Here is a 21,389-nt window from a genome sequence, read left to right as displayed (position 1 = left end):
AGTTTAGTTCCCGTGAGTATTTATCAGCGCGTCTCCATCGATGCGGCGCTCCATGTGCTGCGCGATATCAACCGCAATATGACCGTCACGCAGAACCACATCACGACGGGCATGCGTGTGGCGAAAGCGGCCGACAATGCGGTTTACTGGTCGATCGCCACCACCGCACGGACCGACAACAAGGCGGTCTCGGCAATTCAGGATGCGCTCGGCATGGCGGCGGCGACGATGGGTACCGCCTATACCGGCGTCCAGAACGTCGTCGACGTTGTCTCAGAGATCAAAGCAAAGCTAGTCGCCGCGACCGAGGATGGGGTCGACAAGACGAAAATCAACGAAGAGCTCAAGCAACTGCAGGAGCAGCTGCGTAGCGTCTCTGAATCGGCGACCTTCAACAGCGACAACTGGGTCGTCCTCAACAACGACGCCACGCCGACGCAACCGCGGCAAATTCCGGCCTCCTTTATCCGCAATGCCGACGGCACGGTTTCAGTCGGCATGCTGAGCTACCATATCGACAATACGCCGGTTGGAGCCACGAGCTCCAAGGATGCGCGCTATCTGATCGATGACCGGGCGACCGGCTCCGGCGAATACGGCGTCCTGACCTCGGCCCATTTCGCTAGCGAACTCGGGACCTCGCAGAATTACGTGCTGATGACCAGCAAGAACGGCACCACCGCCGGCCAGGTCGTCATTTCGCTATCGGCCGCGACGACGCAAGGGCAGATCGGCGAGATGATCAGTGTCGTCGATGCGGCGCTGACGCAGCTGACGACGGTTGGCTCGGCCTTCGGCGCGCTGGAAAAACGCATCGAGCTGCAAAACGACTTCGCCGCCAAACTGCACGACAACATCACCGCCGGCATCGGCCGGCTGGTCGATGCCGACATGGAGGAGGAGGCCAGCAAGCTCAAGGCGCTACAGACGCAGCAGCAGCTCGGCTTGCAGTCGCTGAACATCGCCAACGCGACCTACGATACGGTGCGGCAGCTGTTCCAGAACTTCTAAGAGGTGAGATCACCCAGCTACCCGCCCTCGTGGTTCGAGACGCCCCGAGCTTCCTTACCATGAGGGCTGATCGTCGCGACTGCTGCCCGTCATCCTGATCGAGTTGCTAAAACTGGTGATATCCGCGCATTCAAGCAACATGGCTGCTATTTCGGCGCCTGAAATTCTCCTATCAAGGGAACCTCTTCATTTTCTTGCCGTAATCCTTGCCATTTGCTCGCATCAGCTTTGAACGGAGACCGTCCTGTCCATGATCAAGAAATTCATACTTCTGGCTGTCGCAGCAAGCTATCTCAGCGCCTGCACGACGACCGATCCCTATACCGGTGAACAGAAGGTTTCCAATACGGCGGGGGGCGCGGCGCTCGGTGCGCTTGGCGGCGCTCTCGTCGGTGTCGCCGTCGGCGGCGGCGGGCACGGCAAGCGCAATGCGGCGCTGATCGGCGCCGGCATCGGCGCGCTCGCCGGCGGTGCGATCGGCAACTATATGGACCAGCAGGAAGCCGAACTTCGCGCCCAGCTCGAAGGCACCGGCATTTCGGTGACCCGCAACGGCGATAACATCATCCTCAACATGCCCTCGAACATCACCTTCGACGTCGACCAGGATGCGGTGAAGCCTGGCTTCTATCCGACGCTGAATTCGGTGGCGATCGTGCTGCGCAAGTTCAATCGGACGCTGATCGACGTCAACGGCCATACGGATTCGACCGGCAGCCTGCAACACAACCAGGATCTGTCGCAGCGCCGTGCGCTTTCGGTTGCCGATTATCTCGGCGGCCAGGGCATCGACCAGCGCCGCGTCTCCGCCGTCGGCTTCGGCCCGTCCCAGCCGGTCGCCTCCAATGCAAGCGAGGCGGGCCGCGCCCAGAACCGCCGCGTCGAAATCCAGATCGCGCCGATCACCCAGGGCTGAGCCTGTGCCGACAGAGTGTACGAAAGGCCGGGTCGCTCCCGGCCTTTTCTTTTAAAGCGTCAACGTGCTTCGCATCTTGTGCCGGGCCCGCTGACATGTGTTCAATGCTGCATCGTCGCGCCCTTGGTGACCTTGTCGACGATCTTCTTGTCGGCGCGTAGCGCGATGCCGACGACCTTGGCATCGTCGGGCGCATATTCGGCGAAGACGGCGCGATTGGCGGCGTCGTGACCGGTCGCGAACATCTCCTCGATAAACAGCGAGGCGGTGACATCGCGTTCCAGCGCGCGGCGGTGGATTGCCGACATCGTCGCCTCGTCGGCCGATAGCACGATGATCGGCTGGATGGACAGCGGGTTGTAGAGATTGCCGACGCGGTCCTCGTAAGCCTCGCCGATAATCTCGGGATGCCTGCCGGCGATGCCGGTCATCAGGAACGCGGTGACGTTCAGCTTCTGCCAGCCGGCAAGATTGTTTCGCAGGACGACGGCAATTTTGGTATCAAACATTGGACAGTCTTTCACCTATGCATGGAATACGGGGTGTCTAGGGCGTTGAGCCAGCTTCTACAGCCGCAGATCTTCGAAGGTCTTGAACGTTTGTGCACGGGACCATCCGGCAACGGCATTCTGACCGCACCCGCCTTTCCCGGCATCGAGCGCATCGGCGCGCAATTCTCCGGCAATGCGTTCGAGCCGCACCGGCACGACACCTATGCACTCGGCGTCACCGTGAAAGGCGTGCAGACCTTTCGCTATCGCGGAGAGCGGCGCTTCAGCCTGCCGGGGCAGGTGATCGTGCTGCACCCCGACGAGGAACACGACGGCGGGGCGGGAACGGAGGACGGGCTGCAATACCGCATGCTTTATTTGGAGCCGGCGCTGCTGCTCGAATGCCTGGAGGCGGAGGGCCTTGGCCTGCCGTTCGTCGATGAACCGGTCATCGGCGATCCGGCGCTGGCCGGCGTGCTACTTGCCGCGCTCGGCGAACTCGACCGCGAGCTGGACGAGCTCTTCGTCGACGATTTCGTGTCGCGGGTGACGGGCGGCTTGTCACGGCACGCGCGGTTGCCGCGCCGGCCGCTCGGGGCCATCGCCTGGCGGCAGACACGGGCGGCGCGCGATTATCTTGAAGCGCATGCCACACGGCCGGTTCATTCCGGCGAACTGGAAGCGGTCACTGGGCTCGATCGTTTTGCACTGTCGCGGCACTTCCGGGCGGCCTTCGCCACGAGCCCGCATCGCTACCTCCTGATGCGGCGGCTGCAGCAGGCTCGCGCCATGATCGGTGCCGGTGAGGGCATTTCGGACACGGCGGCGGCAACGGGCTTTGCCGACCAGAGCCATCTCAACCGCCACTTCAAGAAGGCCTACGGCATGACGCCCGGGCAGTGGGCGGCGCTGGCGCATAATTCCGAAAATCGGAAAGTGTCGCCGGCCCGGCTATAGGACAGGCGTGCGTCCTATACGGGATTTTCCGCGAGCCCTGAGCGGCGGGCGATGAAGCGGGCGAGGGTCGGGCCGATCAGCAGGATGACGAGGAAACGGCCGGTTTGCATCGCCATCACGAAGGGTACGTCGACATTGCTGGAGGCGGCGATGATGGCGACGGAATCGGCGCCGCCGGGGCTGGTGGCGAGATAGGCCGTCAGCGGGTCGATGCCGGCGAAGACATGGAGCGCAACGGCCATGCAGCCGCAGAGCGCCATCAGCAGCACGATGCAGGCCGATACCCTCGGCAGGGCGCGCGCCACATGCGAAAGGATCGAGCGGGTGAAGCGCAAGCCGATGCTCCAGCCGACGAGCGCATAGGCGAGGGCGAGCAGCCACATCGGCAGCTCGATCTTCATCAGGCCGATCCCTTGCAGGAAGGCGCCGAGAAAGAGCGGCACGATGATCATCCCGCCCTGGATACGCAGGCGCCGCACCGTATAGGCGCAGAGGGCGGCGAAGGCGACCGTCGTTACGAGGGCAGGCCAGTCGACTTCGGGAAAGAGGATAAGCGGCGGCGGTTCGGCGCCGTCGGCGGCCACCCACAGGCGTGAAATCACCGAGGCGCCAACGGCGACGAAGACGACTCGCAGATATTGCATGAAGGCGACGAGCCGGGCATCGGCGCCATAGGCTTCCGACATGATGACCATGGCCGAGGCGCCGCCCGGCGAGGAGCCCCAGACGGCGGTCGTTCCGGGCAGCACCTGCCAGCGCGTCAGCAGCCAGCCGAGGCCGGTGGCAATAGCAATGACCGAGAAGATGAACAGCAGGAAGAGCGGCGCATCCTTCGCCATGGTGCCGAGAATGTCGGGGGTGATGGTGCGGGCCATCATCAGGCCGACGAGGACCTGGCCGAATTGCAGCGGCCAGGCCGGCACGCGAAGCTTTCCCTTGCCGACGGTCAGTGCCAGCACGATGGCGGCGACCATCGGTCCGATCAACAGCGAGGCGGGCAGCCCGAAGAGCTCGAGGAAGACGGTGAAGGCGGTCGAGAGCGCCAGCAACAGCGCCCATTTCGGCAGGCCGGATTCGCGCAGCAGGCGGCTGGATGGCATGTGTCCCGTATCTTTCATAGCCGGGGCCAAGCCCTGAGGCTGAAGGGGGGAGGAAGCTCCGGCGTGACGAAGAGAGGCCGGCAGCAACGGCCGGCTGGCGCAGGCCCCGGTATAGAGGGGTGCCCCGGACGCGGTCAATTGCGAAATCTGGCTTCTCGGTGCCATTTGATGCGAGTTTGATTCAAGTAATCGGCTTAAGTCGCTGTTTTCATGGAGTCGCCTTGTCCGATGCCTCAGAGCCGCACATGGCTGGCGAGAAAATCGAGCAAGGCGCGTACCCGCGCCGGCAGTGGGCCGCCCTGGCCGATATAGAGGGCGTAGAACTCCTCGAGATCGCCGGGGTTTGCCTCTTCGAGCACCGGCACGAGGCGACCTGCTTCGATATCGGCGCGCACAGTGAAGGCGGCCAGTCGGGCAAGGCCGGCGCCGGATAGAGCGAGATGCCGCATGGCTTCGCCGTCTCCGACCTGAATGCCCGGAGTGATCGGGATCGTCACCGTCTCACCGCTCTCCCGCATCGGCCAGCCCTCGATGGCGCGGGCATAGGAAAAGCCGATGCGGCAATGGCGACGGAGATCGGCGAGCGTGCGCGGTTCGCCATGACGGCGGAGGTATTCAGGCGAGGCAACGATGATCTTGCCGGTGGCGCCGAGCTTCCGGGCGATCAGGCTGGAGCTCTTCAAGGGCCCGGCGCGGATCGCGACGTCGGCGCGCTCCTCCATCAGGTCGATCACCTTGTCGGTATGGGCAATATCCAGCGTCACAGCGGGATGAAGCGCCATGAAGGCGGGCAGGAGCGGCGCCAGTACATGATTGCCGAAGGAGCCGCTGGTGTTGATGCGGATGCGGCCTGCCGCTTCCTCGCCGGATGAGGCCTGGCGTTCGGCCTCGGCGATATCGGCAAGGATGGCGATGCTGCGCTCGTAGAAGGCACAGCCCTCCGGCGTCAGCTGCAGTCTGCGGGTGGAGCGGTTGACGAGGCGGACGCCGAGGCGTGCCTCCAACCGGGCGACGAGCTTGCTGACGGCGGAGGGCGTCATGCGCCGCACCGCGGCGGCCGCGGAAAAGCCACCGCGCTCGACGACGCTGACGAAGACTTCCATCTCGCCGGAGCGGTTGATGTCCTGGTGGCCCATGATGAATTCAAATCACAAATGCTTTGCTGAAAGGCAATCTATATCACCACAGGGGCCGGGTCTATCTCACGAGAAACACAGGAGACAGAGCCATGGAATATAGAAATCTCGGTGCATCCGGCCTCAGGGTGCCGGTCTTGAGCTTCGGCGCCGGCACTTTCGGCGGCAGCGGGCCGCTGTTTGGCGCATGGGGCAATACCGATGCCGAGGAGGCGCGACGGCTCGTCGACATCTGTCTCGAAGCCGGCGTCAATCTTTTTGACACGGCGGACGTCTATTCGGCCGGCGCCTCCGAGGAAGTGCTCGGCCAGGCGATTCGCGGTCGGCGCGATGCCGTGCTGATCTCGACGAAGACGGCGTTGCCGACGGGCGAGGGGCCGCAGGACTGGGGAACGTCGCGGGCGCGGCTGATCCGCGCGACCGAGGAGGCGCTGCGGCGGCTTGGGACCGACTATATCGATCTTCTGCAGCTTCACGCCTTCGACGCCTCGACGCCGGTCGAAGAGGTGCTGGCGACACTCGACGGGCTCATCGCCTCCGGCAAGATCCGCTATGTCGGCGTTTCCAATTTTGCCGGCTGGGAACTGATGAAGTCGCTCGCGACCGCCGATCGGCACGGCCATCCGCGTTATGTCGCCCATCAGGTCTATTATTCTCTGGCGGGGCGGGATTACGAATGGGAGCTGATGCCGCTCGGCGCCGACCAGGGCGTCGGCGCTCTCGTCTGGAGCCCGCTCGCCTGGGGGCGGCTGACCGGCAAGATCCGCCGCGGTGAGCCGCTGCCCGCGGCAAGCCGCCTGCACGAGACGGCGCAATACGGCCCGCCTGTTGACGACGAGCAGCTCTACGACATTGTCGAGGTGCTGGACGCCGTCGCAACGGAGACCGGCAAGACGGTGCCGCAGATCGCCATCAGCTGGCTGCTCGGCCGGCCGACGGTGTCGAGCGTCATTATCGGCGCCCGCAACGAAGAGCAACTCAGGCAGAACCTCGGCGCTGTCGGCTGGAGCCTGTCGAAGGAGCAGATCGAAAGGCTCGACGCAGTCAGCGCCACAACGGCGCCCTATCCCTATTTCCCCTATCGACGGCAGGAGGGCTTCGCCCGGCTCAATCCGCCGATCGTCTGAGGTCTCGGGCAAAGCGGACCGTCCTATGACAAAAGGGGAATGAAATCTTCTCCCATTCTTAACTGGACAGCCGCTTTGACTTGCCGCATACCCTGCCTGGTCCCACGAAACACGACGTGGTTTCTTGGAATGGCAGGGAGATCAAAGAGATGGCGCTGAAGGACGCAAAGGCCGGCACACGCAACGAGGCGGGCATTGCCGCTGTGCTCGGCATTCTCAAGCAGAGCTTCGGCGAGCGCTTCCAGACCGGCCAATCCTTCCGGGAACAGCATGCGCACACGACCACCTATATTCCGTCGCAGCTGCCCGACGGCGTGCTCTTTGCCGAGAGCGCCGAGGATGTGAAGATGGCGGTCAGGGTCTGCGCGGCCCACAAGGTGCCGGTGATCGGCTTCGGTGCCGGCTCCTCGCTGGAGGGACAGGTCAATGCCGCCAATGGCGGTATTTCGATCGATTTCAGCCGCATGAACCGCGTGCTCGAGGTCAATCCCGAGGATCTCGACTGCACGGTCGAGCCGGGGATCACTCGCGAGGCGCTGAATATTCACCTGCGCGATACCGGCCTGTTCTTCCCGATTGATCCCGGTGCCAATGCTTCGATCGGCGGCATGGCGTCGACACGGGCGTCGGGCACCAATGCCGTGCGCTACGGGACGATGAAGGACAATGTGCTCGCCGTCACGGCGGTTACTGCCAATGGTGAGGAAATCCGCACCGCCCGGCGCGCCCGCAAGTCTTCGGCCGGTTACGATCTGACGCGGCTTTTCGTTGGCGCGGAAGGCACGCTCGGTATCCTGACCTCGGTGACGCTGCGGCTGCAGGCGATCCCGCAGAAGATAGCCGGCGGCGTCTGCGCCTTTCCGAGCATCAAGGCGGCCTGTGATGCCGTCATCATGACGATTCAGATGGGCATTCCGGTGGCCCGTATCGAACTGCTCGACGCTGTGCAGATGCGGGCGTGCAACGCCTATTCCGGACTCTCCTATGCCGAAAGCCCGACGCTGTTCCTCGAATTCCACGGCACCGACGAAACGGTGCCGCTGCAATCGGCAGCCTTCGCAGAGATCGCCGCCGAATGCGGCGGCGGCGAGTTCCTCTGGACCGCCAATGCCGAGGAGCGGACCAAGCTTTGGAAGGCGCGCCACGACGCCTATTGGTCGGCCAGGGCGCTGGCTCCAGGGCTTGCCGCACTTTCGACCGATGTTTGTGTTCCGATATCGCGGCTTGCCGATTGCGTTTCGCAGACGCAGGCGGATATCGAGGCGCATGGCTTGCTCGGTCCGATCGTCGGCCATGCCGGCGACGGGAACTTCCACGTGCTCCTGCTGTTCGACGACAAGAGCGCCGAAGACATCGCCGTCGCCGAAAGCTTCGTGCAACGGCTCAACCGGCGGGCGCTCGACATGGACGGGACATGCACCGGCGAACACGGGATCGGCCAAGGCAAGATGGCCTTTCTGGAGCAGGAGCTCGGAGGAACGGTGGATCTGATGCGACAGGTGAAGCAGGCGCTCGATCCGGACGGCATCTTCAATCCCGGCAAGATTTTCCACCATGGCTGAAAACGGAATATTCTCATGAACTTGGGCCTTGCCCCCGGCATGAATAGCGCTAGTGTCGGCAACAGAATCCCGAATGGAGAATCCTTGCATTGTTAGGCCGGTTCCTCGTCTTTCTGGGGGGAGTGATCGTCGTAGCGCTGTTTGTGGCGCTGCTTGCGCCGCTGTTCATCGACTGGACGGATTTCCGCAAGAACTTTGAGGATCAGGCAAGCCGCATCATCGGCAAGAAAGTTACCGTCCACGGCACGGTGGATGCCCGCCTGTTGCCGTTTCCGTCGGTCACGCTGCATGACGTGCGCGTCGGCCAGGAAGCCGACGGCACGCCGATCGTCAGGGTCGAGCAGTTCTCCATGGATGCGGAGCTCGCGCCTTTCCTGTCGGGCGAGGCGCTGATCTTCGATATGCGGGTCGTCAATCCGAAGGTGCGTCTGAGATTGCTCAAGGACGGCACACTCGATTGGATGCGCGGCAGCCGCGCCGAAATTCCGGCAAAGACGGTCGTCCTTGAAAATGTGCATGTCAGCGGCGGCGAGGTCGAGTTCATCGACGACCAGTCGGGCCGGGGCCGCCGCATCACCGGCCTGAATGCGGAGATGTCGGCCAAGTCGCTCGCCGGCCCCTGGCGCATCGAGGGCGATGCGGCGCTCGACGGCGAACACGGGAATTTCTCGATCTCGAGCAGCCAGCCGGACGAGAAAGGCGTGCTGCGCATGCGCACGAAACTTTCCCCGGACAAGCAGCCGGTCAGCGTCGATCTCGATGGCGAGCTGAAGCTCGTCGACCGCAAGCCGAATTACCAGGGCCAGCTTTCAGCAGCGATCGAAAACCGCAACAGCGCCAAGTCGGCCAACAAGAATGAGCAGCCGCCGCGGGTCAAGGGTCGCTTCGAACTCACCAATGAACGCATCCGCATCCCTGAATACCGGATGGAGATCGGCCCGACGGACGATCCCTATGTCATAACAGGCGAGGCGACGCTCGATACCGGCAATGCGCCGGAATTCCTGCTGACCGCTGACGGCCAGCAAATCGATGTCAACCGCATCGGCAATGAAGGCGCGGCCGGCAAGACGACGCGGGATCCTGCGGTTTCGGCGCGGCAGCGATTGAATTCACTGATTGATATCGTCGCACAGGTGCCGATCCCGCAAGTGCCGGGCAAGGCAAGCGTCAAGTTGCCGGCGATCGTCGCCGGCGACACGACATTGCGCGATGTGCAACTGGAGCTGGAGCCGGCCGGAACGGGCTGGATGATCAACAGCGCCATCGGCACGCTGCCGGGACGCACCCAGGTGGAAGGCAAGGGCAAGCTCCTGCTTCAGGGCGAGCCCTCGTTCAACGGTCAGATCGTGGTGGCCTCGAACCAGCCAACAGGGCTTGCCTCCTGGCTTGCCGGCTCGGTCGACCCGGCCATCCGGCAATTGCGGCAGGCGGGTTTTTCCGCCAATGTCAGCCTCACCCATGAATTGCAGCGTTTCGAAAACCTCGAAATCGCCATGGGATCGGCGACGCTGAAAGGCCGGCTGGAGCGGCAGGCGGTTTCCGGCCAGACGCCGACCCTGTCTGTGGCGTTGAATGGCGACACGCTTGATCTCGACGCGCTGCAGGCGCTGGCCGGCCTCGCGACCGGGCAGGACGCCGGCGACAATGTCCTCGATCACAAGATCGCCGCCCAGCTCAAGGCCGACAAGTTCACCGCTTTCGGCGTCGACGCCGAGAATGTCGAGACCACCTTCACGATCGCTGACGGGGCGCTTGCGGTCGACCGGTTGTCGGTCAAGAACCTCGCGGGCGCCGAGCTGACGGCGACGGGCCGGGCGGAAGGCTCGCTGCTCGACTACAAGGGTGCGGGTGAGATCACCTTCAAATCGGCCGATCCCGGCGGCTTCTTCACCATGCTGCGCGAGCATCTGCCGCACCACCCGGTGCTCGACCGGCTGGTGCGCAATGCCGGCTGGTACGGCAATACGGCATTGCGCGGAGCGCTGACGCTCGGCGGCGACGAAGGCGATGCGCTGACGGTGACATTGGCCGGTGTGGCGAACGGCAGCCGTGTCAATCTCGACTATCGCATGTCCGATCTGCTGGCGCTGACCGGCAACGGCACGACGAGCCTCGAGGCGACGCTCGAAAACGCCGTGCCGTCGATCCTCTTCGGCCAGGCCGGGCTCGACCCGCTGCCGGTCGAAGTCGGTGCCAACGGCCGCCTGACGCTCAAGGTGAAGGCATCGGGCAATGATCCCGCCGATGCGGCGCTGACCTTTGCCACCGACCGGACTTCGTTTACCGCCAACGGCAAGGTCGATGTCCGGCCGGAGAGTTTCATGAATGGTCAGATCGCGATTTCGCTCGATAGCGCCGATATCGACCCCTATCTCATCATGAACGGCATCGCCCTGCCGCAGACCGGGACGGGATTGCCGTTCGGCCTGCAGGTCAATGCCGCCGTCGACAGCGACAAGATCGCCTTATCCGATATAAAGGGGCATGCGGCCGACAACGAGTTTTCAGGAGCGCTGAGCTTCGACCGGAAGGCTGCGAAGCCGACGGCGAGCGGCGCGCTGACGATCTCCAAAGCCGACGCCGGCTGGCTTGGCGAGGCAGTGTTCGGCCAGATCGTCGATCCCGCCAATGGCGCCTTGACGAAGGCCCCGCTCGGCCTGCCCGTCTTCAAGGATGTCGACGTCAAGGTGAAGCTTTCGGCCAAGCAGTTCTGGCCGGGCCTGCCGGAAACGGCGGTGTCCGATTTTACCAGCAACGTCGCCTATAAGGGCGACGAACTGCAGCTCAACGACATGGCCGGCAACTGGGACGGCGGCAAGCTCTCCGGCAACCTGCTCTTCACCAATGCCGACGGCACCGGCTTCCTGCAGACGAAGCTTGCGCTTGCCGATTCCGATCTTGCCGGCGTCGTCTGGCTGCGTGACGGTGCGCCGATCGCCAATGGCAAGTTCGACCTGTCACTGTCGATGGAGGCCTCGGGCAAGACGATCGGTGAGATTGCCAGCTCGCTCAATGGTTCGGGGGAGCTGAGGCTCGGCGATACCAGCATACGCGGGTTGAACCTTGCCATCCTTCCGCCGCTGCTTGCCGCGACCGACACGATGCAGGAACAGATCAATGCCGGCAAGGTACATCCGATCGTCGAGACGCTGCTCAACAACGGCGAAGCGAAGCTGCCGCCGCTTGGAGTTCCCTTCAACATTACCGACGGGACGCTGAGGGTACAGAATGTCACCGTCGCCAATGATCTGGCCCGCGTCACCGCCGACGCACAGATCGCGTTGCCGGAAGAGCGCATCAGCGCAACGGTCGGCATCGGTCTCAATCCGGGCACGGAGGCGCTTCCCGGCGCAGAACCGGCGCTGAGGCTAAATTTCTCCGGCATGCTGCCGTCGCCCGGCAAGACGATGGATGTGACCGATATCACTAGCTACCTCTCGCTGCGCGCCTTCGAGCGCGAACGGCGGCGCGTCGAGCGGCTGCAGGCGATCGTGCTCGAAAAGCAGCGGCTGCGTCGCGAGACCGCGCTCTACCGCTTCAATGCCGCCGAGCGCGTCAGGGCCGCCGAGATCGAGCGGCAGCGGCAGGCGGAGGAAGAGCGGCTGCGCGCGCTGGCACAGGCAGCGGCGGCGCAGCAGGCGGCCGCCGAGGCGGAGGCTGCGCGCGCGGCGGAAGCCAGGGACAAGGCCGATGCGCAGGCGAGGGCGGCCGCGGAAGCGGCGCGGCGCAGCGGGCAGGTGCAGCCCGGTCAGCTCAACTTCGATCAGCTGCCGGACGTTCAGGCGCAATGAAGGCGCTTGGAAGGTCCGTGGGTCTTATCGGAAATCGACGCAGATTTTGATGGGCAATCGCGGCATCATGGCTGGCGGCTACCGCCGGCCTTCGCCCAGGAAAGCACATGGAGCCGCAGCGCCGACGACAGGTTGCTGTCTGGCTGGCGGTGGTCGTCGATCTCGGAAATCAGCGCGGCCAGCGACATCGAGCGCCCAGCCGCGATTGTCTTCAGTTCGGCCCAGAATTCATCTTCCAGCGAAAAACTGGTGCGATGGCCATGCAGTGTTGCCGAGTGCTTGCGGATCATGAAGGACGTTCACATCGCAACCGGCTTCGAAGGTCGATTCAAGAAAATCGTGCAAGTGGCTGATCGCAGATTCGTTTTCGGCTTTTCAAGCTTTGCGTGAAGCCTCATGCGCCGTCATCATCCGTCTCGATCCGGCCATCGCGGTGGGCCTTGTCGGCCTTGTCGTTCAGGCTGCGGGTGAGCTGCTTTTCGGCCTTGGTGCGTCCGAAGGAAATACGGTTCTGCTCGGCCTGTTTCTCTTTCTCGGAGCGGGCCTGCTTCTTGCGGAACTGGCGCAGATTGATGATTTCGGCGCTCATGCGGTGGCTGAAATCCCTTAAAAAGGGAGGCAGGGCCTCCCTTTGAAATCACTGCTTCTTGCGGAAGGAGTCGAGCGAGACGACGGAACCCGGTTTTTTCTCTTCACCGTCGGCCGGTTTTGCGCCGGCGGTTTCGTCAGGCTTTCCTGCGGCATCGACCGGATAGGCGGTGATCTCGCCGGACGGCAGCTCCTCGCCATCGGCGAGCGGCACATCGAATTCGAGCTCGAAATTGACGGAAGGATCGTAGAAGCCGCGGATCGCATTGAACGGAATGACCAGCTTTTCCGGAACGTCGGAGAAGGAAAGGCCTATTTCGAAATGCGTCTCGGTGATCTTCAGATCCCAGAACTGGTGCTGGATGACGATGGTCATCTGCTCTGGATATTTCGACTTCAGGTGCTGGGAAATGCGGACGCCGGCCGCACCCGTCAGGAAGGTGATGAAGAAGTGATGGTCGCCGGGCAGACGGCCCGTTGTTGCGACTTCCGCCAAAACCTTGCGGATGACGCCGCGAAGTGCATCCTGCGCCAGAATGTCGTAGCGGATATGATCCTGCCCCATGCTTTTCCTGTCTTTCGTCGGTTCGGAAGTCTTTTCACAAGGTTATATGCCACGTCCGGGCGCCTTGGGAAAGACCGGAGCCGAGTCACGTTTTTTCGCAGCATACATGATTTCGTCAGCAGGGAGAAGGTGAAGGCTTCTGTTGCCAGGTGCCTTCGGACCCCGCCTAGAGGTGCGAACCACTAGGACTTTGATTGAAGTGTCACACCGCGATTAAGCAGCGAGACGAGCTTCCGCATAGTTGTCGTTTGCAACTACAATTTTAGCCCGATAACGGCGGTACAATGCCGAGCAAAAAGTCGATCTTTACACCCTTGTCGATCCTGTTTCGCCCCCATCAAAAGCCGGCCTTCAATGCCGCCGGTTTTTGGTGGAGGCGCCGGGTACCGCCCCCGGGTCCAATAGGTTTATTACACCGCTCATTTATTGCCATAGCCGGCCCGAAAGCCGGCAGGGTTGATATAGTGATTTCCTTCGCCCAAGGAAAGGGCAAACGTCATAAAAGCTTTACCTCCGGCGGCAGAAAGGACTGGAAAATGCCTGCCGGCGATTGGTTTCCTGAAAGCGAAGGCTTAAATTGGAGAAAACGGAATCAGCGCGCCATGCAGCAATATCTCGATCTCCTGAAGTATGTGATTGAAAATGGCTCCGACCGGGGTGACCGTACCGGCACCGGCACCCGCTCGGTTTTCGGCTACCAGATGCGCTTCGATCTCGAAGAAGGCTTTCCCGTGCTGACCACGAAAAAGCTGCATCTGCGCTCGATCATCCACGAGCTTTTGTGGTTCCTGAAGGGCGAGACGAATATCCGCTATCTCAAGGAGAACGGCGTCTCGATCTGGGATGAGTGGGCCGATGAGAACGGCGACCTCGGCCCGGTCTATGGTGCCCAATGGCGCTCCTGGCCGGCACCGGATGGCGGCCATATCGACCAGATCGCCAATCTGATCAAAGGCATAGTCAACAATCCGAATTCGCGCCGCCACATCGTCTCGGCCTGGAATCCGGCGGAAGTGGACAATATGGCGCTGCCACCCTGCCATTGTCTGTTCCAATTCTATGTCGCCGACGGCAAGCTCTCCTGCCAGCTCTACCAGCGCTCAGCCGACATCTTCCTCGGTGTGCCCTTCAATATCGCCTCATATGCGCTTTTGACGATGATGGTGGCTGAGGTGACGGGGCTCAAACCCGGTGATTTCGTCCACACGCTCGGCGACGCCCATCTCTACCACAACCATTTCGAACAGGCGAAGCTGCAGCTGACGCGCCGGCCGAAGCCGCTGCCCTTCATGCGCATCAACCCCGATGTGAAGGACATTTTCGGCTTCACCTTCGATGATTTCGAGCTGATCGGCTACGAGGCCGATGCCAGCATCAAGGCGCCGATCGCCGTCTGATCCGGGACATTTCATGGCCGATATCCGCAGGACCATCATCGCCGCCGTTGCCCGCAACGGCACCATCGGCCGCGACGGCGACATGCCGTGGCGGCTGTCGAGCGATCTCAAGCGCTTCAAGGCGTTGACGCTGGGCAAGCCTGTCGTGATGGGCCGCAAGACCTATGATTCGATCGGCAAGCCGCTGCCGGGACGGCCGAACGTGGTGATTTCGCGGCAAACGGCGATCGATCATCCCGATGTCAATATGGCGCATTCGCTGCCCGAGGCGATGGACGCGGCTGACAGGCTGGCGCGCGAAACCGCCGCCGACGAGATCTGCATCATCGGCGGCGGCCAGATCTACGCCCAGGCGATCAATCTCGCCGACCGGCTCTGCATCACCCATGTCGAGGCCGATCTCGATGGCGATGCGTCGTTTCCTGAGATCGATCCCGATCTCTGGCAGGCGGGAGAGACGATCGCGGTGCCGGCCGGCGAAAGGGACAACTATCCCACCCGCTATGTCGTCTATGAGCGCCGTCACGCCTGAAAACGAACTATTTTCCAATTAAATTGACCAAGTTTCTCACGCTGCGTTGAAAGCCGGTGCGGTGATACCTATAACGGTCACCAACGCATCCGCCGGTCAGCCCCCACGGTCCCGGATGCGGGGAACACTTAACGAACAACGAGGTTTTGATGCCCTGGAGCAATCAGAATGGCGGCGGCGGCCCTTGGGGCGGCGGCGGCGGTAACAATCAGGGACCATGGGGTCAGGGGCCGAACCGGCCGCGCGGCAGCGGCGGCAAGGGCGGACCGCCCGATCTGGAAGATATTATCCGGCGCGGCCAGGACCAGCTGCGCAACATCGTTCCCGGCGGTTTCAACGGCGGCGTGGCGGTGATCGTTTTGGCGATCGTCGCCGTCTTCTGGCTGATCCAATGCGTCTACACCGTCCAGCCGGACGAACGCGGCGTCGAGCTGCGCTTCGGCAAGCCGCGGGAAACGGTGTCGATGCCGGGTCTGCATTTCCATTTCTGGCCGATGGATACGGTCGAGATCGTCAAGGTCACCGAGCAGCTGCTGAATGTCGGCGGCACGCAGGGCAGCAGCAATACGGCCGGCGGGCTGATGCTGTCGGGCGACCAGAACATCCTCAACGTCCGCTTCAACGTGCTCTACCAAATCAGCGATGCGCGCGCCTATCTCTTCAACGTCGAAAGCCCGGCGCAGACGCTGCAGCAGGTTTCCGAAAGCGCGATGCGCGAAGTGGTCGGCCGGCGCCCGGCGCAGGACGCGTTCCGCGACCGGCGCCTGGAGATCGCCAGCGAGGTCGCCAATATCATTCAGGATACGATGTCGCGCTACAATTCCGGCATTTCGATCAATAAGGTGACGATCGAAGACGTGGCGCCGCCGCGTGAAGTGGCCGACGCCTTCCAGGAAGTGCAGCGCGCCGATCAGGACAAGCAGCGCCTGGTGGAAGAAGCCAACCAGTACGCCAACCAGAAACTCGGTCAGGCACGCGGTGACGGCGCCCGTATCCGCGAAGATGCCGCCGCCTACAAGGACCGCGTCGTCAAGGAAGCGGAGGGCGAGGCGCAGCGCTTCATCGCCATCGACGAACAATATTCGAAGGCGCCCGACGTCACCCGCAAGCGGCTGTTCCTGGAAACGATGGAACAGGTGCTGAAGAATTCCAAGAAGGTCATCATCGAGGAGAAGCAGGGGGTCGTGCCCTATCTGCCGCTCAACGAGATCTCCAGACCGTCGCAGCAGGGAGGTTGAGCCATGACTTCGAACAGGCTTCCCGTCATTCTCATCATCTTCGCCGTCGTGCTGGTCGGGCTTTATTCCTCGGTCTACGTGGTCAACGCCCGCGAACAGGCGATCGTCGTGCGCTTCGGCGAAATCCAGTCGGTCAAGACCGAGCCCGGCATCTACTTCAAGCTGCCGTTCAGCTTCATGGATGCCGACCGCGTTCAGCTCGTCGAAAAGCAGAAGCTGCGCCTCGACCTCGACAATATCCAGGTGCAGGTCAAGGGCGGCGCGACCTTCGACGTCGACGCCTTCGTGATCTATTCGATCAACGATGCCCGGCGCTTCCGCGAAACTGTCTCCGGTGACCGCGACGCGGCCGAAGCACGGTTGCGCACCCGTCTCGATTCGGCATTGCGCCGCGTCTACGGTCTGCGGGAATTCGATGCCGCACTGTCCGACGAGCGCGTGTCGATGATGCTTGAAGTGCGCGACGATCTGCGTCCGGACGCTGAACTGCTCGGCCTCAACATCGAGGACGTGCGCATCCGCCGCACCGATCTGACGGCCGATGTTGCGCCGAACACCTATAACCGCATGCGCTCCGAGCGTCTGGCCGAAGCCGAACTCTTGCGCGCCCAGGGCACGGAAGACGGCCTGCGCCGCCGGGCGATTGCCGACCGCCAGGTGGTGGAGATCACCGCGGATGCCCAGCGCGATGCAGAAATCCTGCGCGGTCAGGGCGATGCCGAACGCAACCGCGTGTTCGCCGACGCCTTTTCCAGGAACCCCGCCTTCTTCGAATTCTATCGTTCCATGGCGGCCTATTCCTCGGCGCTTTCATCGCAGGACACGATGCTGGTGCTGTCGCCGAATTCGGAATTCTTCCGTTATTTCGACAATGCCGCCGGCGCTCTGCAGACGCCGCCGGCAAATTCCGGAGCGCCGGCTGCGGCCGTTCCCGGCGCGGCTGCGCCCGCAGCCCCCGCCCAGCCGGCGAACTGACGCCGCGCGCTGTCCGCACACTGAAAGGGCCGGCCTGCGCCGGCCCTTTTTGCATGCAGATTGAGACAATCCGGCTTTTGCGAGGAGGCGTCAGATTGCACGGGGATTTCGCGAAAAGGTGATTTCGCCCTCCATCATTCCGCCTTATGCTGATGCTCAATGTGCGCATTTACCGCTTATGAGGAAGCTTGATGGCCCCCACGATTGGCTCGCCCTTCAGACGAACGCTCGCGCTTATGGCGAGCGCCGCAATTCTGGCGCAAGCCGGCATGAGCGGGATTGCTTTTGCGCAAACCACGCCTGAAAAAGCAGCACCCGGGGTTGCGGCGCCTGTTCCGGCTGCTCCGGCGCCGACACCACCCGCACCCGCGGCACCGCAGCAGGTCCCGCCGCTTCAGGGCGTTGTGCCGAACAACGGACCGGCTTCCGTCGCCGATCTCGCCGAGGGGTTGCTCGATGCCGTGGTCAACATATCGACCTCTCAGAATGTGAAGGATGACGAAGGGGTCGGTCCGGCGCCGCGCGCGCCCGATGGATCGCCATTCCAGGAATTCTTCAACGACTTCTTCAACAAGAAGCAGGACGGCAGAGGCCCCAACCACAATGTCAGCTCGCTCGGCTCCGGCTTCGTCATCGACCCGACCGGTTATATCGTCACCAACAACCACGTGATCGAGGGCGCTGACGACATCGAAGTCAATTTCGCCAATGGTTCGAAGCTCAAGGCGAAGCTGATCGGCACGGATACGAAGACCGATCTTTCGGTGTTGAAGGTCGAGCCGAAGGCGCCGCTGAAAGCGGTCAAATTCGGCGATTCCAGCGAGATGCGCATCGGCGACTGGGTGATGGCGATCGGCAATCCCTTCGGCTTCGGCGGCTCGGTGACGGTCGGCATCATTTCCGGGCGTGGCCGCAACATCAATGCCGGCCCCTATGACAATTTTATCCAGACGGATGCGGCGATCAACAAGGGCAATTCCGGCGGCCCGCTCTTCAACATGAAAGGTGAAGTCATCGGCATCAATACGGCGATCATTTCGCCGAGCGGCGGCTCGATCGGCATCGGCTTTTCGGTGCCGTCGGAGCTCGCCTCCGGCGTCGTCGCGCAGCTGCGCGAATATGGCGAGACGCGGCGCGGCTGGCTCGGCGTTCGCATTCAGCCGGTGACCGACGATATCGCCGACAGCCTCGGACTCGACACGGCCAAGGGTGCACTGGTCGCCGGCGTCATCAAGGGCGGCCCCGTCGACGACGGCTCCATCAAGGCGGGCGACGTGATTTTGAAATTCGACGGCAAGACGGTCAATGAAATGCGCGATCTGCCGCGTGTCGTGGCGGAAAGCACGGTCGGGAAGGAAGTCGACGTCGTCGTGCTGCGCGATGGCAAGGAGCAGACCGTCAAGGTGAAGCTTGGCCGCCTTGAGGACAGCGATCAGGCTGCATCCGGTGATGCAGCGCCCGATGGCTCGCAGGACGGCGTGATCACCCCTGATCCGGACGAGAACAACGACCTGGACCAGCCGGATACCGGCGATCAGATGCAGCCCGTTCCGGGTGCACCGGCGCCGGACCAGCACCAGGGCCAGGTATCGCCGGATGCGGCAACACCCAAGGAGGTGCTCGGATTGTCGCTATCGCTATTGAGCCCCGAGACACGCAAGGCTTTCGGCATTGCCGAGAGCGTCGACGGCGTCGTCGTGACGGAAGTGGCGCCCGGCTCCGCCTCGGCCGAAAAGGGGTTGAAGCCAGGGGACGTGATCGTCGAGGTGGCGCAGGAATTCATGAAGTCGCCGGGCGCGGTCGCCGACAAGGTGAAATCGCTGAAACAGGAGGGCCGCCGCAACGCTCAGCTGATGATCGCATCGGCGAATGGGGATCTGCGGTTCGTGGCGGTGCCGATGGAGTAGGGGAGCTACGGCGCCTAGCGCCGTCTTCCTGTTCTCGCTCAACCTCTCCTCCGTCATTCCTGTGCTTGTCACAGGAATCCAGCCACCGCGCGTCTGCGCGGTGAATGAGTCTCATAGAGGTAAGAGAGTCTCCCGCGCCCAAGGACTTGGGCGCGCTGGATCCCTGTGACGAGCACAGGGATGAGCGGCGCGCCAAATCTCATGCCGACGCATGCGACAGTGCTGAATGGCCTGTGATCGACCGGTTTTTATTTGGTAACCCGGCCAGTGATGGTGAGTTGAGCATTCAACCCGTCACAAAATCCGTCTTCCGATAACCCTGGATATAGAGCAGCGCCGTCAGGTCAGCGTGGTTGATGCGCATCTGCGCCTGGGCGGCGACCGTGGGTTTGGCGTGGAGGGCGACGCCGGAGCCGGCGAGCTGCAGCATGCCGAGATCGTTGGCGCCATCGCCGACGGCGATCGCCTCCTTCGGCGAAATGCCGAGACGTGCCGATATTTCGTTCAGTGCATCGACTTTGGCCTGCTTACCGAGGATCGGTTCGGCGACGAAGCCGGAGAGAATGCCGCCATCGTCCAGCAAGGTGTTGGCGCGGTTCTCGTCGAAGCCGAGCGTGGCGGCGATGGGGCCGGTAAAGACGGTGAAGCCGCCGGAGACGAGGGCGGTATAATGGCCTTTCGACTTCATGGTGGCGATCAGCTCCGGGCCGCCCGGGGTGAGCGTGATACGCTTGGCGATGACCTCGTCGACAACCGAGATCGGCAGGCCTTTCAGCAGAGCGACACGCTCACGCAAAGCGGGCTCGAAGGCGATCTCGCCGTTCATGGCGCGGGCGGTGATTGCGGCGACCTTCTCCTTCAGGCCGACTTCGGCAGCGAGTTCGTCGATGCATTCCTGGCCGATCATCGTCGAATCCATGTCGGCGATCAGCAGCTTCTTGCGGCGGGTCTCCTGCTCCTGGATGACGAGGTCGATCGGCGCGCTGGCGATGACGGCAAGGATATTGGCCTCGGCCGCCTGCGCATCCGTACCGTCACGCAGTGCGATATCGCAGGCGACGCCGTCGGCCAGCCAGTAGAGACCGGAGGCTTCCACCGCCTCGGCCGCCTGTTCGGCGATACCGGGGGTTAGAACAGGATTTGACGGATTGGCAACAAGCGTGGCAACGAGGGCCATGATGGAAAACCTTCTGAGCGTAGAGAACGCGATCCTGATAACCGGGCCGACCGCCAGCGGCAAGTCCGCGCTCGCCGTCGAATTGGCAAAGCGCCATGGCGGCGCGGTCGTCAATGCCGACAGCATGCAGGTCTACGACACTTTGCGGGTGCTGACCGCCCGCCCATCGGAAGAGGAGATGCAAGGCGTGCCGCATCATCTCTACGGCCACGTGCCGGCAGGTGCGGCCTATTCCACCGGCGCTTGGCTGCGCGATGTTTCGGCGCTGCTGCCGGCATTGAAAGCCGCCGGGCAACTGCCGGTCTTCGTCGGCGGCACCGGGCTCTATTTCAAGGCGCTGACAGGCGGTCTCTCCGACATGCCCACGATACCCGAGGCGCTTCGGGAGGAACTCAGGACGCGGCTGCTGGAGGAGGGGCCGGATAAGCTCTATGCCGAGCTTGATGCAATCGACCCTGCCATGTCGGCAAACCTCAACCGGCAGGACGGGCAGCGCATCGTCCGGGCGCTGGAGGTGATCCAGGCGACGGGACGGTCGATCGCCGATTTTCAGGGGCGGTCCGGGCCAGTTCTGATCGACGCCGAGGAGGCGCGAAAGATCGTCGTTCTGCCGGACCGGGCGGTGCTGCATCAGCGCATCAATGGCCGTTTCGAAAAAATGCTGCAGCAGGGCGCCGAAGACGAGGTGAGGACGCTGCTTGGCCTCGGCTTGCCGGCGGAGGCGCCTGTCATGAAGGCGATCGGGGTTTCGCAGATCGCGGCGATGCTGAAGGGTGAGATGACGCGCGAGGAGGTGCTGGAGAAGGGGGCTGCGGCGACACGCCAGTACGCCAAGCGGCAGATGACCTGGTTCCGCAATCAGATGGACGAGAGCTGGGAGCGGCTGGCCCTATAGCGCGTAAGTCCGCGCCTGCTC

General features: G+C 62.9%; 19 protein-coding genes and 1 other RNA gene. 12 read left to right on the top strand and 8 right to left on the bottom strand.

Annotated features, from left to right (window positions below):
- Positions 1-12: 12 nt before the first annotated feature.
- Positions 13-1,011, top strand: coding sequence for a flagellin N-terminal helical domain-containing protein (locus tag EFR00_RS18520; protein ID WP_077992992.1), 999 nt, complete (start codon positions 13-15; stop codon positions 1,009-1,011).
- A gap of 250 nt (positions 1,012-1,261) precedes the next feature.
- Positions 1,262-1,927 carry a YiaD family glycine zipper/OmpA-like lipoprotein gene (locus EFR00_RS18515; RefSeq protein ID WP_004673336.1) on the top strand — a complete coding sequence of 222 codons (666 nt, stop codon included), beginning with the start codon at positions 1,262-1,264 and terminating at the stop codon, positions 1,925-1,927.
- Between the two features lie 101 nt (positions 1,928-2,028).
- Here the strand turns inward: EFR00_RS18515 and EFR00_RS18510 are convergent, their stop codons facing one another.
- Positions 2,029-2,436 (bottom strand): DUF2000 family protein, encoded by a 408-nt coding sequence (locus tag EFR00_RS18510; protein WP_077992991.1) that lies wholly within the window; start codon positions 2,434-2,436, stop codon positions 2,029-2,031.
- A 45-nt stretch (positions 2,437-2,481) separates the two neighbouring features.
- On the opposite strand from EFR00_RS18510, the gene EFR00_RS18505 reads away from it, so the two are divergent.
- A complete protein-coding gene (locus tag EFR00_RS18505; protein ID WP_077992990.1) occupies positions 2,482-3,375 on the top strand; it encodes an AraC family transcriptional regulator in 894 nt (297 codons plus the stop codon).
- Between the two features lie 14 nt (positions 3,376-3,389).
- Here the strand turns inward: EFR00_RS18505 and EFR00_RS18500 are convergent, their stop codons facing one another.
- On the bottom strand, positions 3,390-4,475 hold the full coding sequence (locus EFR00_RS18500; protein WP_077992989.1) for an AbrB family transcriptional regulator: 1,086 nt from the start codon (positions 4,473-4,475) through the stop codon (positions 3,390-3,392).
- A 233-nt stretch (positions 4,476-4,708) separates the two neighbouring features.
- Positions 4,709-5,611, bottom strand: a complete 903-nt coding sequence (locus tag EFR00_RS18495; protein WP_009994485.1) for a LysR family transcriptional regulator — start codon at positions 5,609-5,611, stop codon at positions 4,709-4,711.
- Between the two features lie 92 nt (positions 5,612-5,703).
- On the opposite strand from EFR00_RS18495, the gene EFR00_RS18490 reads away from it, so the two are divergent.
- From EFR00_RS18490 to EFR00_RS18480, 3 genes are all read left to right on the top strand, one after another.
- A complete protein-coding gene (locus tag EFR00_RS18490) occupies positions 5,704-6,738 on the top strand; it encodes an aldo/keto reductase (protein ID WP_077992988.1) in 1,035 nt (344 codons plus the stop codon).
- A gap of 149 nt (positions 6,739-6,887) precedes the next feature.
- Positions 6,888-8,300 (top strand): FAD-binding oxidoreductase, encoded by a 1,413-nt coding sequence (locus EFR00_RS18485; protein ID WP_077992986.1) that lies wholly within the window; start codon positions 6,888-6,890, stop codon positions 8,298-8,300.
- Between the two features lie 89 nt (positions 8,301-8,389).
- The gene (locus tag EFR00_RS18480) at positions 8,390-12,094 is read left to right on the top strand and encodes an AsmA family protein (RefSeq protein WP_077992985.1); all 3,705 of its coding nucleotides are present in this window, start codon (positions 8,390-8,392) and stop codon (positions 12,092-12,094) included.
- A 65-nt stretch (positions 12,095-12,159) separates the two neighbouring features.
- Here EFR00_RS18480 and EFR00_RS18475 read toward each other — a convergent pair whose 3' ends face one another.
- The 4 genes from EFR00_RS18475 to ssrA all read right to left on the bottom strand — a co-directional run bounded on the left by EFR00_RS18475 (position 12,160) and on the right by ssrA (position 13,738).
- A complete protein-coding gene (locus tag EFR00_RS18475; protein ID WP_009996656.1) occupies positions 12,160-12,384 on the bottom strand; it encodes a ribbon-helix-helix domain-containing protein in 225 nt (74 codons plus the stop codon).
- A gap of 104 nt (positions 12,385-12,488) precedes the next feature.
- A complete protein-coding gene (locus tag EFR00_RS18470; protein WP_009996659.1) occupies positions 12,489-12,683 on the bottom strand; it encodes a DUF4169 family protein in 195 nt (64 codons plus the stop codon).
- 48 nt (positions 12,684-12,731) lie between these two features.
- Complete coding sequence (locus tag EFR00_RS18465; protein WP_009996660.1) at positions 12,732-13,247, bottom strand: SspB family protein; 516 nt, start codon at positions 13,245-13,247, stop codon at positions 12,732-12,734.
- A gap of 128 nt (positions 13,248-13,375) precedes the next feature.
- Positions 13,376-13,738, bottom strand: a transfer-messenger RNA (tmRNA) gene (gene ssrA / locus EFR00_RS18460).
- A 111-nt stretch (positions 13,739-13,849) separates the two neighbouring features.
- Between ssrA and EFR00_RS18455 the strand changes: the two genes are divergently transcribed.
- The 5 genes from EFR00_RS18455 to EFR00_RS18435 all read left to right on the top strand — a co-directional run bounded on the left by EFR00_RS18455 (position 13,850) and on the right by EFR00_RS18435 (position 19,296).
- Positions 13,850-14,644: a thymidylate synthase gene (locus EFR00_RS18455; protein WP_077992984.1), complete on the top strand. Its 795-nt coding sequence runs from the start codon at positions 13,850-13,852 to the stop codon at positions 14,642-14,644.
- A 13-nt stretch (positions 14,645-14,657) separates the two neighbouring features.
- Complete coding sequence (locus EFR00_RS18450) at positions 14,658-15,176, top strand: dihydrofolate reductase (protein WP_009996664.1); 519 nt, start codon at positions 14,658-14,660, stop codon at positions 15,174-15,176.
- 149 nt (positions 15,177-15,325) lie between these two features.
- The gene (hflK, locus tag EFR00_RS18445) at positions 15,326-16,414 is read left to right on the top strand and encodes an FtsH protease activity modulator HflK (RefSeq protein ID WP_038689963.1); all 1,089 of its coding nucleotides are present in this window, start codon (positions 15,326-15,328) and stop codon (positions 16,412-16,414) included.
- Between the two features lie 3 nt (positions 16,415-16,417).
- Positions 16,418-17,389: a protease modulator HflC gene (hflC, locus tag EFR00_RS18440; protein WP_077992983.1), complete on the top strand. Its 972-nt coding sequence runs from the start codon at positions 16,418-16,420 to the stop codon at positions 17,387-17,389.
- A gap of 191 nt (positions 17,390-17,580) precedes the next feature.
- Positions 17,581-19,296: a DegQ family serine endoprotease gene (locus EFR00_RS18435; RefSeq protein WP_077992982.1), complete on the top strand. Its 1,716-nt coding sequence runs from the start codon at positions 17,581-17,583 to the stop codon at positions 19,294-19,296.
- A 286-nt stretch (positions 19,297-19,582) separates the two neighbouring features.
- Here the strand turns inward: EFR00_RS18435 and serB are convergent, their stop codons facing one another.
- Positions 19,583-20,473 (bottom strand): phosphoserine phosphatase SerB, encoded by an 891-nt coding sequence (serB, locus tag EFR00_RS18430; RefSeq protein WP_077992981.1) that lies wholly within the window; start codon positions 20,471-20,473, stop codon positions 19,583-19,585.
- Here serB and miaA point away from each other — a divergent pair.
- Entirely contained in the window at positions 20,472-21,368 is an 897-nt protein-coding gene (gene miaA / locus EFR00_RS18425) for a tRNA (adenosine(37)-N6)-dimethylallyltransferase MiaA (protein WP_183738683.1), read from the top strand. The two genes, serB and miaA, sit on opposite strands and share 2 nt — an antisense overlap.
- Positions 21,369-21,389: the final 21 nt, after the last annotated feature.

This window comes from Rhizobium sophoriradicis, assembly GCF_003939025.1.
Classification (GTDB): domain Bacteria; phylum Pseudomonadota; class Alphaproteobacteria; order Rhizobiales; family Rhizobiaceae; genus Rhizobium; species Rhizobium sophoriradicis.
This window is presented reverse-complemented; position numbering and strand designations above follow the sequence as displayed.

Coding starts and splice junctions, on each gene's coding strand:
- EFR00_RS18455 (WP_077992984.1), top strand. CDS start 13,850: ATGCAGCAATATCTCGATCTCCTGAAGTATGTGATTGAAAATGGCTCC.
- EFR00_RS18485 (WP_077992986.1), top strand. CDS start 6,888: ATGGCGCTGAAGGACGCAAAGGCCGGCACACGCAACGAGGCGGGCATT.
- EFR00_RS18500 (WP_077992989.1), bottom strand. CDS start 4,475: ATGCCATCCAGCCGCCTGCTGCGCGAATCCGGCCTGCCGAAATGGGCG.
- hflK (WP_038689963.1), top strand. CDS start 15,326: ATGCCCTGGAGCAATCAGAATGGCGGCGGCGGCCCTTGGGGCGGCGGC.
- EFR00_RS18495 (WP_009994485.1), bottom strand. CDS start 5,611: ATGGGCCACCAGGACATCAACCGCTCCGGCGAGATGGAAGTCTTCGTC.
- EFR00_RS18475 (WP_009996656.1), bottom strand. CDS start 12,384: ATGATCCGCAAGCACTCGGCAACACTGCATGGCCATCGCACCAGTTTT.
- EFR00_RS18510 (WP_077992991.1), bottom strand. CDS start 2,436: ATGTTTGATACCAAAATTGCCGTCGTCCTGCGAAACAATCTTGCCGGC.
- EFR00_RS18450 (WP_009996664.1), top strand. CDS start 14,658: ATGGCCGATATCCGCAGGACCATCATCGCCGCCGTTGCCCGCAACGGC.
- EFR00_RS18470 (WP_009996659.1), bottom strand. CDS start 12,683: ATGAGCGCCGAAATCATCAATCTGCGCCAGTTCCGCAAGAAGCAGGCC.
- miaA (WP_183738683.1), top strand. CDS start 20,472: ATGATGGAAAACCTTCTGAGCGTAGAGAACGCGATCCTGATAACCGGG.
- EFR00_RS18515 (WP_004673336.1), top strand. CDS start 1,262: ATGATCAAGAAATTCATACTTCTGGCTGTCGCAGCAAGCTATCTCAGC.
- EFR00_RS18465 (WP_009996660.1), bottom strand. CDS start 13,247: ATGGGGCAGGATCATATCCGCTACGACATTCTGGCGCAGGATGCACTT.
- serB (WP_077992981.1), bottom strand. CDS start 20,473: ATGGCCCTCGTTGCCACGCTTGTTGCCAATCCGTCAAATCCTGTTCTA.
- hflC (WP_077992983.1), top strand. CDS start 16,418: ATGACTTCGAACAGGCTTCCCGTCATTCTCATCATCTTCGCCGTCGTG.
- EFR00_RS18435 (WP_077992982.1), top strand. CDS start 17,581: ATGGCCCCCACGATTGGCTCGCCCTTCAGACGAACGCTCGCGCTTATG.
- EFR00_RS18490 (WP_077992988.1), top strand. CDS start 5,704: ATGGAATATAGAAATCTCGGTGCATCCGGCCTCAGGGTGCCGGTCTTG.